This window comes from Dysgonomonas termitidis (assembly GCF_054657735.1).
In genome coordinates this window covers 1538497-1554050 of the sequence record NZ_BAAHYD010000003.1, presented here as the reverse complement: position 1 = coordinate 1554050, position 15554 = coordinate 1538497, and the positions used below count along the sequence as shown (strand labels likewise).

Genomic DNA, 15554 nt, shown 5'->3' with positions numbered 1-15554 from the left:
GCCTCAGACCTATTTATTATTATTTAATACTTTTCAGTTTATGTATCATTTCCACAGGATCAGAATCTGCAAATACTGCGTTACCTGCCACGAGCACATCGGCTCCGGCATCTATTAACTGTTTTCCTGTTTGCAAATTCACCCCACCATCGACCTCGATCAATATCTGCAAATTTCGCTTTAATATCATTTCTTTCAAACGGGAAACTTTAGTCAGGGAATGCTCAATAAATTTTTGTCCGCCGAATCCCGGATTCACTGTCATAAGAAGTATCATATCCACATCCTGTAATATATCTTCGAGCAGAGAAACGGGTGTGTGCGGATTCAATGTCACTCCGGCTTTCATACCTGCTTCGTGTATAGCCGCAACCGTGCGATGCAGATGGGTACAAGCCTCGTAATGGACATTCATCATATATGCCCCGGCATCTTTTACCTGAGAGATGTATTTATCGGGATTGACAATCATCAGATGAACATCCAGCGGTTTCTTTGCAATTGTACTGATTTGCTTTATTACCGGGAAACCGAACGAGATATTAGGCACGAAGCTTCCATCCATTACATCGCAATGAAACCAATCGGCTTCGCTATTGTTTATCATCTCCACATCTGCCTGAAGATTCAGGAAATTAGCGGAAAGAAGAGAGGGTGCTATCTTATGAGACATGTCTACGAATTATAAGTTATGAATTATGAGTGTAAATATAGTAAAAAAAGGGACGGGACGGTATAGAAAAGGCCGAATTTGAGATTCAGCCTTACATCATGCTTTTTTAATAAAAAAGCACAAACCGTTAATAGCCTGTACTTTATTTATTTTATCTGTTTTCAATTAATACAAAGTCCGTTTATAGTATCCGGTAATGATTTGTCTATATAGTGGACCCGTGCAAACTGTTTAAGAAAGTCCAGTGTTTTTTCAGAAGGTGCGACAACCTTCTCTTCATTTTTATCAAAACGTTGACATTGTTCAGGTGTAAAGATTTTCTTCATAGGCGATTTCCGTTTTTAGAGTTCTATTATTGAAACGCCCATCCAATACTCTTATTGCCTGCAATCTCATTTTTAACATTTTACGATTAATCAGCTCATCCTGTTTTTGTAGTCCTCATAACCGAACTCGCGATAGATTTCCAGTTGGTTATACTTATTCCAAAGCGCGATAGCCGGATGTGAGATACCGTTAAACATCGTTGTTTTCACAGTAGTATAATGTATCATATCTTCAAAAATAATCCTGTCACCGACCAAAAGTGGTTCATCAAATGACCATTCCCCCACAAAATCACCGCTAAGACAGCTGCTCCCTCCCATACGGTAAGTAGGCAGACCCTTCACCGGCTCATGATACGCCCCCCTGATATACGGCTTATACGGCATTTCGAGACAGTCGGGCATGTGGCATGCAAAAGACACATCGAGTATGGCTGTTTTAATCCCTCCATTATCTACAATATCCACCACTGTGGAGACCAATATCCCTGTCTGCCACACAAAAGCGCTTCCGGGCTCCATCGTAATTTCAAGGTTCGGATATTTTGCTTTAAAAGACAGTAACAAATTTATAAGGTGTTCCACATTGTAGTCTTCACGGGTCATCAGATGACCTCCGCCCATATTGAGCCATTTTATTTTTGGGAGAAAGTGTCCGAATTTCTTCTCTACCTGTTCCAGCGTTTTTTCCAAATCGTAGGAAGACGATTCACACAACGTATGAAAATGCAGGCCTTCCACCCCTTCGGGTAATTCATTTCCAAAATGACCGGCAGGCACTCCAAGGCGAGAATCCGGAGTCGCCGGATTGTACAGGTCTGTTTCCACTACCGAATATTCGGGGTTGATGCGGATACCACACGAAACTTTCTTTCTATGCTTCAGTGTTTCCGGATAGAAACGTTCGTACTGAGACAAAGAATTGAATGTAATGTGGCTGCTGTACCGCATGAATACAGGAAAGTTGTCCGGGGTATAGGCCGGAGAGAATGTATGGGCAAGACTACCCATTTCCTCATATGCCAATTGTGCTTCAAATACCGAACTCGCCGTTGAATAAGGAACATATTCGCGGATGATGGGAAAAGATTTCCACATGGCAAACGCCTTGAATGCCAGTATTATATTTACTCCCGCCCGTTCTTTTACCGATTTGATAAGCGAAAGGTTCTTCCTGAGCAATTCTTCTTCCATGACAAAACATGGAGATGGGACTTTATGTATTTCTATCATGTAATTATTGATCTATATTTTTTCGCTTGCAAAGGTCGCTATTTTTATTGAATAGTGGAGGGGGGACGGTCATAAATTATGTATAAGTCATACCAACTCTTATTTTCTTCTGGAATTTCTTTCCTAAATATTTGGAAAATTAATTTCTAAATAATTACTTTGCAATTCAAAGTTCTTTTTATGAAAAACAAGATAATAGTTTCAATACTGTGCTTCTGCATATTTGCAGGTTTAAAACTGGCATATCCGCGAATGGATACCGGCAACATACTGTTCCTGCTTGGCCCCACAAATAAAGCCATAGAACTGATATCCGGATCGGATGCCATTTATGATAGCGTTTCGGGATATTTTCATCCACAGATAAATATGGTAATCAATAAGTCATGTTCGGGATATAACTTTCTGTTGATAAGCTTCCTTATGATTTCCTTTTTATTTGTAAAAACCGGGATTGTAAAAAAATGGCTTGTCATTCCCGTATCTTTTCTTTTAGCCTATACGATTACACTTATAGCCAATATATCCCGGATAACAGGATATATGCTGATAATGAATATCGGGACTTATTCCTCTTCCGGCTTTCCGGATAAATTACTGCATCAGGTAGAAGGTATTTTTGTCTACCTCTCCTTCCTCATATTCGCTTATTTACTACTTAACCACATAATAAACAAAATACAACACAATCATGAGAAAGCTGCTCAATCCTAAATGGATATTCCTTATCAACACTTTACCTGTCGCCCTGATACTATTTCTGGAATGGGGCGAATTCCAGATAATAAAAAGCCTGCTGGAATATCCGGCGCTCGCTCGCTGGAAAACATTTGCGCTTGTACTCCTTATACTTGCATTACTGAATGCTGCCTATGCTATCGTACAGACGGTACGCAAAAAACGGATAGATATGGTCTACTGCATTGTATCATTCGTTGCTTTTCTCTGTTTCATATACATATATTATTACAATTACGATGATCTGGTGCCGTCCGGTATTCCCGACTGGATGATATCGGGGAACCTGCCTATGTATGCAGGAGCTTTCCTTATGCCTACACTTATTCATGCCTTATTTGCTTTGGCTCTTTTACTTACTCCGCATGCAAGAAAACAAAAAGCATCGATAAATATTGTAGTGGCCATAAGCATTCCATTTTTTACTTATGTTTTTGCTACAATGGTATTGCCACTGTGGGACGGAATGAGATTCGGGAGTGAACACCTCTACCTTGTGTCTGCAATTCTGGCAACTACCGTTTTTCTGTTCTTTATCATTCGTTTCATATATATACTTATATCCCGCCGGAATATCTTTAAAGAATATGAACTGGCATGGAAAATTCCGGTTGCTATTATTTTTCCGATATTGGGTTTGTATATCAACAAGGAATTCGATAACCTTTTCGGGAATTTCTCCGATCCGTGGTTTTATATTACCGCAGTCACAAACGGTTTGCTTATCTGCATACCGGCACCGGAGAACAGGCAGCCAAGATTATGGCTCTATACCGGACGCTGTATCACATTTATGTATACGCTTTACTTCTTCCTTGTCATGCTCCCGTTCCTGCCGTTATCGGTTTTTGCCATTATCATATTCGGAGGAGGATTCCTAATGCTCACTCCTCTTATCCTATTCCCAATACATCTGAATGATATTGTAAAGGATTTTAATAATCTGAAACGAAGCTATAAGAAACCATTGTTATATACCATTACAATCATAAGTATTTCCACTCTGCCAATAGCAATAACAGTCACTTATAAATATGACAGGTCTGTCCTACATACCACACTTGAATATCTATATAGTCCCGACTACACAAAAGAATATAAACTAAACGGAAAATCAGTAGAACGGATACTGGAAGCTACGGATACTCACGACCGAAGGGGCAGCACCATATTCTACTCTTCTACACCATATCTGTCCGGCTATTACAAATGGCTTGTGCTGGACAATCTAACTCTTCCGGAAAGTAAAAGGAAGCTTATCTATAATTTATTTAACGGTTCAAAAATAAATAATTACAGAGACAGGAACGCAAGGAGCAATACTACACGGGATACTACCGAAATAAAAATAACAGATATCAGGCATAGCAGTAAATATGACAGTGCTCAAAAAGCCTGGGTAAGCTGGATAGATTTGTCCATTCACAACAAAAGCGCCCCTCTTTGGAATGCCGAATATATAACAAAAATCGATTTACCTGCAGGATGCTGGATCAGCGATTATTATCTCTATATAGGAGATGTAAAGGAACCCGGAATACTGGCCGAGAAAAAAGCTGCCACATGGGTATTTAATCAGATAAGGAACGTAAACAGAGACCCGGGACTGCTTCGCTACCTGTCGGGAAACAGCGTGGAGTTTAAGGTGTTTCCATTCCAAACAGACGAGACCAGATATACAGGGATCGAATTCATACACAAAGAGCCTGTCACTATCGATATAGACAACAACCTGATAACGCTGGGCGACACCATAACGCAGATGCATGGCAATTGGAATACCGGCTTGAATGGAGTAGTATATATATCGGGGCAAGAAAAACAAAAACTGGAAACAGTACTGCGTAAGCCTTATTACCATTTCATTGCAGATATGTCTGCAAATGTGGGTAACTATGAAATAGCGGGACAATCCCTTCCGGAAGAAAAAAGATCTGACAGTGAAAAAGCAGGAAAGTACATTGACCAAATACACAAATTGCTGGACCGTAACCTGATTGACAGAAATAATGCGAAGATATCGTTCACAAACACTTATATAAAAACCTTTTCGTTGAAAGATGAATGGCAGGAAGAATTGAAAAAGCAAAAATCCGAAGGTGGATTTTTCCTCGACAGGGCTGTAAAGAAAATACTTTTCGATTCATATACCCATCCTCAAACGACATACCCCGTCATAGTTGTACTGAGTGATAATATTCAGGAGGCTGTTCTTTATAATGATTTTGCCGGCATGGAGTTTACTTATCCGGAAGGTGACAGGTTCTATTCGTTGCAAAACGACAGCATAAAAGGACATTCTTTTTCGAAAGGTATAAAAGTAACAGAGAGTATTGTCGACTCCATCCCGCTGAAAACCGTAAAAGTATGGCCAAGCCTGAGTAACCCGCTTGTATATTTGCCTAATGACGACAAAGCCTCTGTTATATTAAATACAAAAGATAAAACTCTGGCAGTCAATCAGGATGCGATAAATAAAAAGAGTTGGGAAACGGGTTTGCTGATGCAGGCGCAGTGGATGCTTCAGACATTACACCCCGAAACCGCAGAAAAAGAGTGGCTTAGCCTCCTGCAAAACAGCTTCGAATCGGGGATAATGAGTCCGCCCACATCCTACATTGTTGTGGAAAACGACGCACAGAAGGCTATACTGAAAAAGAAACAGGAAGAGGTAATGTCGGGACACAGGGCACTCGACCTGAATGACGAGACACAGCCGATGTCAGAACCTGATTTATTCATATTAATGGTTTTGTCCGGACTATTTTATCTCTGGTATCGAAGGCGTAAAGCGAAAATACCTGAATAAAGATTTAATATGTTTCTTTTCATAAAAACTTTATCTGCATAATAAAACAACTGCGAGTTCTTTGAAATATTGAAAGAGGTGAAAGATTACTTCATATCGAAAATAATTTTATACTCCTGTCCTTTCACTGTTGAGAAACAAATCTTATTCTTTCCCATTTGCTCGAAATCAACGCGATTTCCAGCGTTATCCATAACCTTGGCAATGTGTATATCAGGATAATACAGGACGCATCTGTTTCCCGAACCGGAATAGACAGAACATTCTACCGGCTTGGCATTTTTCCAAACAAGACGGAGTGTAAAATTACCTTCTGTTTTCAATCCGTCTATACTTCCGGCAGGCCATGCAGAAGGTAAAGCAGCTAACAACCGGATAAAACCCATATTGCTTTGAATAAGCATTTCTGACATGCCGGCAGTAGCTCCAAAATTTCCATCGATCTGGAATGGCGGATGTGCATCGAGCAAGTTTTCATATACACCTCCGTCCTGATTATTCATACTCACAATGGTGATATCTGTTAGATTTAGAGCTGATTTCAGTAATTTATAAGCGTGATCGCCATCAAAAAGACGAGCCCAACAGGATATCTTCCAGGCGCGGCTCCATCCCATACCTTCATCACCTCTGGAAGTCAGTGTTATTTTTGCGGCATCTGCATACAAACTATCCTTATGATAAGAAATTTGATTACCGGGATATAAACCAATCAGATGGGAAAGATGCCGGTGCTGATTACTCTGATTATCCAGGCCCTCTGTATCCGTTTTCCATTCTTTTATTTGTCCCCGGCTACCAATTTCAAGACCATTATCCAGGTGGGCAAATTTGTCTTTAAGCTCAGCGGTAAATACTGGATCTGCGTCAACTACCGTTATGGCTTTCAAGGTTTGATTGAATAATTCCCAAATCAATTGTTGAGCATAAGCCACACCGTCCTGCCAAGGTCCTTGTTCCGGCGACCATTCATCGGGGGCTATAAGCTTACCTGTATTTGGATCTTCTTGCAGGCGGTCGAACCAATACTCACAAGTGGCTTTCATTATAGGAAAAGCCGTTTTGCTGAGATAAATTATATCGTTTGTATAGGCATAATGTTGCCACAAGTGCATGCAATACCAGGCATTGGCAGGACGGTTGATATTCCAATCCGTATATGCAAAAATGTTGCATTGGGTTTTGAGAGCCCAGCCCCGGTTACCTTCACTGGCAGCCAGATTGCGGAAAGAGCCGTTTTCTCGCAAGGCTTCAGTATTTATGTAATTAATAAAAGGGAGATGGCATTCCGATAAATTGGTACTTTCGGCAGGCCAGTAATTCATCTGTATATTGATGTTGGTATGAATATCGCATTCCCAGGGAGGCATATTGTTATTGTTCCAGATACCTTGCAGGTTGTTGGGTAAATTCATACCCCGTGACGAAGCAAGCATGAGATAACGGCCATATTGAAAATAAAGCATATCGAGATACAGATTATCTGTATGCAAGCCAACAAGTTTGTCTGTGGTCATATCAGGCATAGGAACGTCAAGAGAAAATTTCACCCGGTCAAACAGAGGTTTATAGTCGGTCAGATGCGCATGTTTCAATTCGGCATATGACTTTGTACTTAAATTCGAGATACGTTTGGATAACCTCTCATGTAGCTGTTGCGGAGATTCCCCTAAATAGTCATTGGAAGTGATAGTGTAATTCGTAGCTGCCGTAAGCAATATAGTTACAGCATCAGCGTTAGAAACAGTTATCCTGTTGTTGTCTGATATCAGCACGCCACCTTCGTTCAATATACAGGCCTGCGCTTCGTAAGACAGAATATCGAATTTTCCCCTGAATGTTATGAAATTAGAAGAGACTGACTGAATGACATTATGCTCAGTTTCCATACAAACAGAGAGAGTTACCTTGCCTTTTTTCTTTGGAGTGCTTATACGTATGATGATCATGCTATCGGGACTGCTGGCGAAATATTCTCTTACATACCGCACATCGTCAATATCATAGCTGACTTTACCTATAGCATTATCGAGACTGAGTTCCCGGCGGTAATTGGTCACTTCATCATGTTCAGGAAAATCTATATACAGATCGCCAAAGCTCTGATAAGCGCCTCGCGAGGAGGTACTGCCTTTCCACAAAGTTTTTTCGTTGAACTGTATATGCTCATGTTCGATACCGCCAAAAAACATGGCTCCTAATTCTCCGTTGCCAATAGGTAATGCAGAGGTCATCCACACAGTGGCCGGCCTGTCGTAATGCAGTAGCATGGGTGGTTGAACGACATTGGGGGAAATCGAGTCAGCCTTTATATGACTGCCGCAGGTACACAAAAGCAACAAAGCTATCATTGCAACAATTTTATTTGAAAACAATCTAAAGCGTTCATTTTTCTTCATCTAATTATCAACATTAGGATTCTTTTATCATATTACATTATCTCTCGGATGCAGACACATACAAAGATATATTTTTTTCACTATCCAAAACTGCTTGGAAAGAATTGTCAGGATAAAGAGTGACTTTTTGAAAAACACTTTATCTATACTATAAGCTGATAGTTGTTAGCTTATAGTTCTTTGAAGTATTGAAGGAGCCCCCTCAATTGGCTCCGCCGAACGTTATTTCCCCAAGGGGGACTTACAGAGAGGGAAAAAAGGAACAGATAAAAAATAGTGGGAAAAGTGTAACTTTTGTAACTTTTTTGATATAGTTACGAGTTACTTCGCCCTACGGGCAGTTACAAGTTACGAGTAGACAAGATACGAGATACAAGATACGGGTTGTTAACTGCTGACTGTTTACTGTTAACTGAAATAAGTGTTACCTTTGTTACCTTTTAATAGTTACAAGTTACTGCGCCCTTCGGGCAGTTACGAGTTACGTGTAGACAAGATACGAGATACAAAATACGAGTTGTTTACTGTTTACTGATATCCCTGTTACCTTTGTTACTTTTTAATTATACATAGTTAAAATATGTGAATAAAAAAGATGTATTTATCTTTTCTTTTAATCGTTAAAATCATTTTTTCGTATATTTGACATACAAACGAAACTACAAACACATACATATTGAAGTATGAAAACAACTGTATTAAAACCGGCTATTTTAGCTGTTCTCGTATTAATGGCTTTCACCAGAACTATAGCTCAATCCACTTACACCGAAATTTATCCGAACACTAAGGTGGCAATTAGTAGCGAAAAACTGAATATCAGTCAGTACAGTTCCAGATTCAAAGGTTCTATATTGGATTACACGGAAACTAAAACTGACGGGACACAGATACAGGCAAAAGCATATAAGCGCAATTCCAATATCGAAATATTTGAAAGGCCTGCATACCCTGCTATCCACACTATTTATAAAGAATTTTATCCCAATGGGAATTTAAAGCAAAAGGGGGTATTATTGCCACTGCAGGTAAAAGTAGGTAAATGGATTGAATGTGATACCCGGGGCGGCTGTTCAATCATAGACCACGAAAGCGGACGAAATACTTTCGGATATAACGATGTATTAGAATATCTCGAATTTGAGGGCGTTTACAACAAAACCGATGGCAATATATGGAAATGTACCTTCTGGCACACTCTTGAAAGTAAGACATGGGGTGTAAGGGTTGATAAAAACGGACAGCAATACAAGATGTTTAACTTCGACAGCAGAGGGCAAGAGGAAGTGAAAGAGTTTGACCTGTCCGGTAATTCCAATACGGCCACATCTGTCGGCCCATTCGAACAAAATGAGGAGACGGATGGATTAAAAAACCGAACTAATCGCTAACTTTGCTGTTCTATAGGCTATAGAACACTCAGAATGAAAAGATACAACTTGCCCTATCCTTACAGGGAAACGGAAACAGTAATATTAGCGAACGGAGAATTCCCTATACATCCTATTGCTTTGGCAATATTGAATAATAGCAAATATCTTGTTTGCTGCGACGGCGCTATTAATAATCTGGAAAAGACTAATTTAATACCGGATGCTATTGTTGGCGACTGCGATTCGCTATCGGAGGATAGCTTATCAAAATTTGCAGATATTATACACCGCATCACCGAACAGGAAACAAACGACCTGACAAAAGCGGTACAATTCTGTATAAAACAGGGAAAGCGAAATATTACTATTCTGGGAGCCACTGGCAAAAGAGAAGACCATACAATAGCAAATATCAGCCTGCTATGCGAATATATGAAAGATGCCGATGTGGAAATGGTCACAGATTACGGGATATTTGTCGCTATTGACTCTGACTCTGTATTTGAAAGCGAAAAGAAGCAACAGGTTTCACTTTTCTCTATAGACAAAACGCCTATTACCACACACAATCTTGCATATGCGGTAAATAATCACATATTTACAAATTGGTGGCAGGCAACACTGAATGAATGTACAGGCAATGAGTTTACGATAGAGACAAAAGGCAGGACCGTGGTATACCGGGCATTTTGACAGAAAACGTCAACCCATTTCCTTTGCCTTGTACGCCATGGCATAGAAACGGATCTGCTTTATCATCGAAACCAATCCATTGGAACGGGTGGGGCTCAGATTTTCTTTTAAACCGATCTTTTCTATAAAGTAAAGGTCTGCATTGATGATCTCATCGGGAGTCCTGTTTGATAAAACCTTAATTAGCAAAGCAATTATCCCTTTCACGATAACAGCATCGCTCTCTGCCTTGAATACAACCCTGCCATCGACATAATCGGCTTGCAGCCATACACGGCTCTGGCAGCCTACTATAAGATTGTCTTCGGTTTTCGATTTATCATCCAGCTTATCAAGGGAGTTACCCAGTTCTATGAGCAGCGCGTAACGATCCATCCAATCGTCGAACATGGAAAACTCTTCTATTATTTCGTCTTGTATCTCGTTTATTGTAGCCATTCTTATTTCTCCTTATAGATAACCTCCAGGACTGTCTGTCCGACAACTTCGAGTGTTTTTTTGCTGATGTTGCTCATATCGTCTTTCTGGGTATGCCACGAATGGAAGAACCCGTGTTCCGTATTTGGTCTGTAATCGATAATATCTATGCTCGGTATACGGCGAACCTCGTTCACAGGTACATGATCATCGGTAATACCTCCTATAGTATCACCTTTAAAAAACGCTCCGAAGTTTAGTTGGCCGGCAGTACTCCATACCTTCTCTACAATATTCTTTGCATGTATCCGGGAACCTTCTTCTTTGTAGAATGTAGCCTCGTCAGCTCCTACCATATCGAGTAAGATACCAAACTTAGCCTTATAATTCGGCACATGTGGATTCTTAGCCCAATATTGAGATCCCAGACACCATGTTTCACCATCTATTACAGACTTCTCAGCAAAGTGAGGTATCCCATAATCCTCCGCATCGAAGAAGATAATATCCACGCCTATCTCCGGCGATCGTGACTGTATTACACGGGCTATTTCCAGCAACACTCCCACTCCACTGGCGGCATCGTTTGCACCTAATACAGGTTTGTGGTAATTTTCGGGATTAGGGTCCTGATCTGAATAAGGGCGTGTATCCCAATGAGCAAAGAGCAAGACTCTGGTCTTCTTATCCAGTCTGTATGAGCCTATTATATTACGGCAATTCAGCTTTGTTCCATCATATGCAGTCAGCACCATCTTCTGCTCCTGTACATCTGCCCCGAAACGCTTCAGTTCGTTTACAAGATAATCACCGCAGGCGATATGCTGAGGGGTATTGGGTACACGAGGGCCGAAAGCGACTTGCTTATCTACAAAGTGATATGCACTATCAGCATTGAAATCGGGCGAAACTTTCTGGTATGCTTCCACTGGTCTTGATGTAGATGTCTTATTATTACATGCACAGGCTATCAGCGACAGCATAAGGCACACAGCGATAATATTCTTAAAGGTCATTTTATTTACAGTTAAAATATACAGTTGCAAAGATAAGAAATGATATGATATCCTTAAAGCCATTTTAATATTATCTGATTAAGGTCTTTACAAAAGGAGCCGCATTACTGCGGCTCCTTTTTATCGTTAAAATCCCTTAGGCATCAATCTTGGCATAAGTCGCGTTTTCTTCTATAAACTCGCGGCGAGGGGCTACATCTTCACCCATCAGCATGGAGAAAATATGATCTGCTTCGGCTGCATTCTCAATTGTTACCTGGCGCAAAGTACGATGGTCCGGATTCATTGTCGTATCCCAAAGCTGGATAGCATTCATCTCTCCGAGACCTTTGTAACGCTGTGTGTGAATTGAATTCTCATCGCCATCGCCATATTTATCGATAAAGGTACGGCGTTGCCTGTCATCCCAGCAGTATTCTTCCACTTTTCCTTTCTTACATAAGTAAAGCGGCGGAGTAGCGATGTACACATAGCCTTTCTCCAGTAAAGCTTTCATATGACGGAAGAAGAACGTAAGGATCAATGTAGCAATATGGCTACCGTCCACATCCGCATCGGTCATTATCACTACTTTATGGTAACGCAGCTTTTCCAGGTTCAATTCCTTCGAATCTTCTTCGGTTCCAATAGAAACGCCCAGCGCCGTATATATATTCTTGATCTCGTCGCTCTCCAGAACTTTATGAGGCATAGCTTTCTCAACGTTCAATATCTTACCGCGTAGAGGCAGAATAGCCTGAAATGCACGATCACGACCCTGCTTTGCAGTTCCCCCCGCAGAGTCCCCTTCGACAAGGAATATCTCGCAATTGGAAGCATCTTTACTGGAACAGTCGGCCAGTTTACCGGGAAGACCTCCACCTGTAAGCGGAGATTTACGTTGTACCATTTCACGGGCTTTACGTGCAGCAGCACGAGCCGTAGCGGCAAGTATGACCTTTTCAACTATGATCTTGGCTTCTTTCGGATGTTCTTCGAGGAAATGCCCTAAAGCTTCACCTACAGCCTGATCTACAGCTCCGATAACTTCATTGTTTCCGAGTTTCGTTTTGGTCTGTCCTTCAAATTGCGGCTCTGCCACTTTGATAGAAACTACAGCTGTAAGGCCCTCGCGGAAATCGTCTCCACTGATTTCTATTTTGACTTTTTCCAGCATCTTCATATCATCGGCATACTTCTTCAAAGTACGCGACAATGCACGGCGGAAACCTGTGAGGTGAGTACCTCCTTCGATAGTATGGATGTTATTCACATAGGAATAGACATTTTCATTGTAGGAAGTATTATAAGTCATCGCTACTTCTACAGGAACGCCTTGCTTCTCTGTCACAATGTGTATAACATCATCGATAAGAGCCTCTTTCGAAGCATCGATATAGCGTACGAATTCCTCCAGCCCTCTTTCGGAATAGAATACATCGGTGCGGAAAGTCCCGTCTTCTTTCTTCTGGCGCAAATCTGTCAACGAAAGACGGACTCCCGCATTCAGGAAAGCAAGCTCGCGAAGACGTGACGCCAGTGTATCATATTTATATTCGGTAACTGTAAATATTGTATCATCCGGTTTGAAAGTGATGGTCGTACCATTATCCTTTGTCTCGCCTATTCTTTCAACAGCAGTTAATGGTTTCCCACAAGAATACTCCTGCATATATATATTACCCTGCTTATGGATTTCGGCCCGCAAATGTGTAGAAAGGGCATTTACACAAGATACCCCGACCCCGTGAAGACCGCCCGATACTTTATATGTTCCTTTATCAAATTTACCTCCGGCATGCAATACGGTTAGCACAACTTCCAGAGCCGATTTCTTCTCTTTTTCCATGATATCCACGGGGATACCACGCCCATTATCCTTTACCGAAACAGAATTATCTTCGTAGATAGTAACTTTAATATCGTCACAATAACCGGCTAAGGCTTCGTCAATAGAGTTGTCAACAACTTCGTACACCAGATGATGCAAACCTTTCTCGCTGATATCCCCGATGTACATCGCAGGTCTTTTTCTTACAGCCTCCAGACCCTCAAGCACCTGAATATTCTGCGCCGAGTAAGACTCGCCTGCCATTTTTTGTTTCTCTGTCATATCTATATCTTGCTATTTTTTTAGATGAATTTCCACCTGTTGTTTTGCGTTCAAAAATCTAACAAATATACGAATTTTTATCGGGAAAAACAAGTAAAGCATCAGCCCTTTTATTATTCAAAATACAGTATAAAATATCAATCAGACATAAGGAAATATTTGATTCTCCGATTTTCTTACCTTCTTTGTAAAGGATAAATGAACCTTATAGATCCAACCTTATGAAAAACAAAATCCTTATATTCGGCATTCCCTACTTTTTAACAATGCAACCATTAAAAAAAGGTAAAATTAACTTACATTCACAACATATCGTTAAAAGGTAACAAAGGTAACAGATATACTAATGTACCAATTGCCTGATATGCCGATGAGCCAATTAACAATCGCCGAAGCGAAGGCGAGGCAATGGCGCGAAGCGACAAAACTTGTAACCCGTAACTGCCCGGAGGGCGCAGTAACTTGTAACTATTAAAAGGTAACAAAGGTAACACTTATTTCAGTTAACAGTAAACAGTCAGCAGTTAACAACCCGTATCTTGTTTCTCGTATCTTGTCTACTCGTAACTTGTAACTGCCCGTAGGGCGAAGTAACTCGTAACTATATCAAAAAAGTTACAAAAGTTACACTTTTTCCACTATTTTTTATCTGTACTTTTTTCCCTCTCTGTAAGTCCCCCTTGGGGAAACAACGTTCGGCGGAGCCAATTTAGGGGGCTCCTTCAATACTTCAAAGAACTATAAGCCAATAACTATCAGCTTATGGTATAGATAAAGTATTTTTCAAAAAGTCACTCTTTATACTGACAATCAACGCAAAAAAATGGAAGATATCGCAGGCCGATACCTCCTGACCACATTTTATATACAACTAAACATCAGCGGCATACAGATATCACCATCTCTTTACCACCCTATTGATCAGACTTTTTACATTTAGGACAAAATTCAATTCTTTATACTTCTTATCATCAATAAATCCATACTTATGCTTTATCCTATAATAGTCGGAGTAAAAATCGAAGTATGAAGAGGATATACCCCCCAATCTGAAATTAGAGATTACAATATCGACTTCTTCGAGGTCCACACCTTGACTGACGCATCTGCAAATAAAATCATAGTCAGCCAAGACTTTTACAGATAAGTCGAAAGCCCCGAATTTGTCATAGACGGTTTTTGACACAAAGAACGTAGAATGCGGCAGTACGCTCTCAGAGATGAAAGAAGCTCCACGTCGTTGAACATTAAATATCTTATCATCCTTCCAAACCCGTTCGATACCATATATCATGCTGTTTGACTTATTCACTTTACCATCAGTAAATTTTCCCCACATCGCTTCCAAAGCGTTATCTTCATACCAGTCATCAGAATTCGTAATGCCTATAAGCTCACCTTGTGCCAAAGCAATCCCCTTATTCATAGCATCATAGACACCCTTATCCGGCTCACTTAATATTCGCAAAGTGACACCTTTCTGCTCAAATGCAGGGATATAACTCTTTATCTTCTCCACTGTATTATCTTTGGAGACTCCATCTATAATTATGTATTCAAAATCAGAAAATGTTTGCCTGAGTAAGGCGTCAATTGTTCCATGAATCGTATTTTCCGAATTGTAAGTAGGTGTTATAATAGAAATCTTTGGCATATTTGTTTATTTAAAGAAACACAAAGATAAATATCTTTTTTTATTATCAGACAGTACCATCTTTATCTATATAATACTTAAAGAAGTTTCTGATTCTTTCATAGTCTTCCATATATGCATAGGAAAACCCG

General features: G+C 40.4%; 11 protein-coding genes. 4 read left to right on the top strand and 7 right to left on the bottom strand.

The genetic code is table 11. The features are described from left to right. Window positions 1-19: 19 nt before the first annotated feature. The gene (gene rpe, locus ACYQ3L_RS27185) at window positions 20-673 is read right to left on the bottom strand and encodes a ribulose-phosphate 3-epimerase (protein ID WP_379994419.1); all 654 of its coding nucleotides are present in this window, start codon (window positions 671-673) and stop codon (window positions 20-22) included. Window positions 674-1089: 416 nt separating this feature from the next. Continuing rightward, the gene (gene nspC / locus ACYQ3L_RS27180) at window positions 1090-2232 is read right to left on the bottom strand and encodes a carboxynorspermidine decarboxylase (RefSeq protein WP_379994418.1); all 1143 of its coding nucleotides are present in this window, start codon (window positions 2230-2232) and stop codon (window positions 1090-1092) included. 180 nt (window positions 2233-2412) lie between these two features. Here nspC and xrtK point away from each other — a divergent pair, with 180 nt between their 5' ends. Both xrtK and ACYQ3L_RS27170 read left to right on the top strand, forming a co-directional pair. Continuing rightward, window positions 2413-2946 carry an exosortase K gene (gene xrtK / locus ACYQ3L_RS27175; protein ID WP_379994417.1) on the top strand — a complete coding sequence of 178 codons (534 nt, stop codon included), beginning with the start codon at window positions 2413-2415 and terminating at the stop codon, window positions 2944-2946. Continuing rightward, a complete protein-coding gene (locus ACYQ3L_RS27170; RefSeq protein WP_379994415.1) occupies window positions 2924-5779 on the top strand; it encodes an MSEP-CTERM sorting domain-containing protein in 2856 nt (951 codons plus the stop codon). Before xrtK ends, ACYQ3L_RS27170 begins: the two co-directional genes overlap by 23 nt. Before the next feature lie 86 nt (window positions 5780-5865). Here the strand turns inward: ACYQ3L_RS27170 and ACYQ3L_RS27165 are convergent, their stop codons facing one another. Continuing rightward, window positions 5866-8178, bottom strand: a complete 2313-nt coding sequence (locus ACYQ3L_RS27165) for a glycoside hydrolase family 95 protein (RefSeq protein ID WP_379994414.1) — start codon at window positions 8176-8178, stop codon at window positions 5866-5868. A 683-nt stretch (window positions 8179-8861) separates the two neighbouring features. Here ACYQ3L_RS27165 and ACYQ3L_RS27160 point away from each other — a divergent pair. Together ACYQ3L_RS27160 and ACYQ3L_RS27155 are read left to right on the top strand one after the other, a co-directional pair. Further along, entirely contained in the window at window positions 8862-9569 is a 708-nt protein-coding gene (locus ACYQ3L_RS27160; protein WP_379994413.1) for a hypothetical protein, read from the top strand. A 33-nt stretch (window positions 9570-9602) separates the two neighbouring features. Beyond that, a complete protein-coding gene (locus ACYQ3L_RS27155; RefSeq protein ID WP_379994412.1) occupies window positions 9603-10244 on the top strand; it encodes a thiamine diphosphokinase in 642 nt (213 codons plus the stop codon). 9 nt (window positions 10245-10253) lie between these two features. On the opposite strand, the gene ACYQ3L_RS27150 is transcribed toward ACYQ3L_RS27155, so the two are convergent. The 4 genes from ACYQ3L_RS27150 to ACYQ3L_RS27135 form a co-directional block, all read right to left on the bottom strand. Beyond that, on the bottom strand, window positions 10254-10682 hold the full coding sequence (locus ACYQ3L_RS27150) for a SufE family protein (protein WP_379994411.1): 429 nt from the start codon (window positions 10680-10682) through the stop codon (window positions 10254-10256). A 2-nt stretch (window positions 10683-10684) separates the two neighbouring features. Then, window positions 10685-11677, bottom strand: a complete 993-nt coding sequence (locus ACYQ3L_RS27145) for a M28 family peptidase (protein ID WP_379994410.1) — start codon at window positions 11675-11677, stop codon at window positions 10685-10687. A 136-nt stretch (window positions 11678-11813) separates the two neighbouring features. Further along, a complete protein-coding gene (gyrB, locus tag ACYQ3L_RS27140) occupies window positions 11814-13769 on the bottom strand; it encodes a DNA topoisomerase (ATP-hydrolyzing) subunit B (RefSeq protein WP_379994409.1) in 1956 nt (651 codons plus the stop codon). 895 nt (window positions 13770-14664) lie between these two features. Beyond that, window positions 14665-15423 carry a glycosyltransferase family 2 protein gene (locus ACYQ3L_RS27135; RefSeq protein WP_379994408.1) on the bottom strand — a complete coding sequence of 253 codons (759 nt, stop codon included), beginning with the start codon at window positions 15421-15423 and terminating at the stop codon, window positions 14665-14667. Window positions 15424-15554 lie beyond the last annotated feature (131 nt).

What these genes read in the sequence shown, in the direction of transcription:
- ACYQ3L_RS27160 (WP_379994413.1), top strand. Translation starts at nt 8,862, where the DNA reads ATGAAAACAACTGTATTAAAACCGGCTATTTTAGCTGTTCTCGTATTA.
- ACYQ3L_RS27145 (WP_379994410.1), bottom strand. Translation starts at nt 11,677, where the DNA reads ATGACCTTTAAGAATATTATCGCTGTGTGCCTTATGCTGTCGCTGATA.
- ACYQ3L_RS27135 (WP_379994408.1), bottom strand. Translation starts at nt 15,423, where the DNA reads ATGCCAAAGATTTCTATTATAACACCTACTTACAATTCGGAAAATACG.
- rpe (WP_379994419.1), bottom strand. Translation starts at nt 673, where the DNA reads ATGTCTCATAAGATAGCACCCTCTCTTCTTTCCGCTAATTTCCTGAAT.
- ACYQ3L_RS27150 (WP_379994411.1), bottom strand. Translation starts at nt 10,682, where the DNA reads ATGGCTACAATAAACGAGATACAAGACGAAATAATAGAAGAGTTTTCC.
- gyrB (WP_379994409.1), bottom strand. Translation starts at nt 13,769, where the DNA reads ATGACAGAGAAACAAAAAATGGCAGGCGAGTCTTACTCGGCGCAGAAT.
- ACYQ3L_RS27170 (WP_379994415.1), top strand. Translation starts at nt 2,924, where the DNA reads ATGAGAAAGCTGCTCAATCCTAAATGGATATTCCTTATCAACACTTTA.
- nspC (WP_379994418.1), bottom strand. Translation starts at nt 2,232, where the DNA reads ATGATAGAAATACATAAAGTCCCATCTCCATGTTTTGTCATGGAAGAA.
- ACYQ3L_RS27165 (WP_379994414.1), bottom strand. Translation starts at nt 8,178, where the DNA reads ATGAAGAAAAATGAACGCTTTAGATTGTTTTCAAATAAAATTGTTGCA.
- xrtK (WP_379994417.1), top strand. Translation starts at nt 2,413, where the DNA reads ATGAAAAACAAGATAATAGTTTCAATACTGTGCTTCTGCATATTTGCA.
- ACYQ3L_RS27155 (WP_379994412.1), top strand. Translation starts at nt 9,603, where the DNA reads ATGAAAAGATACAACTTGCCCTATCCTTACAGGGAAACGGAAACAGTA.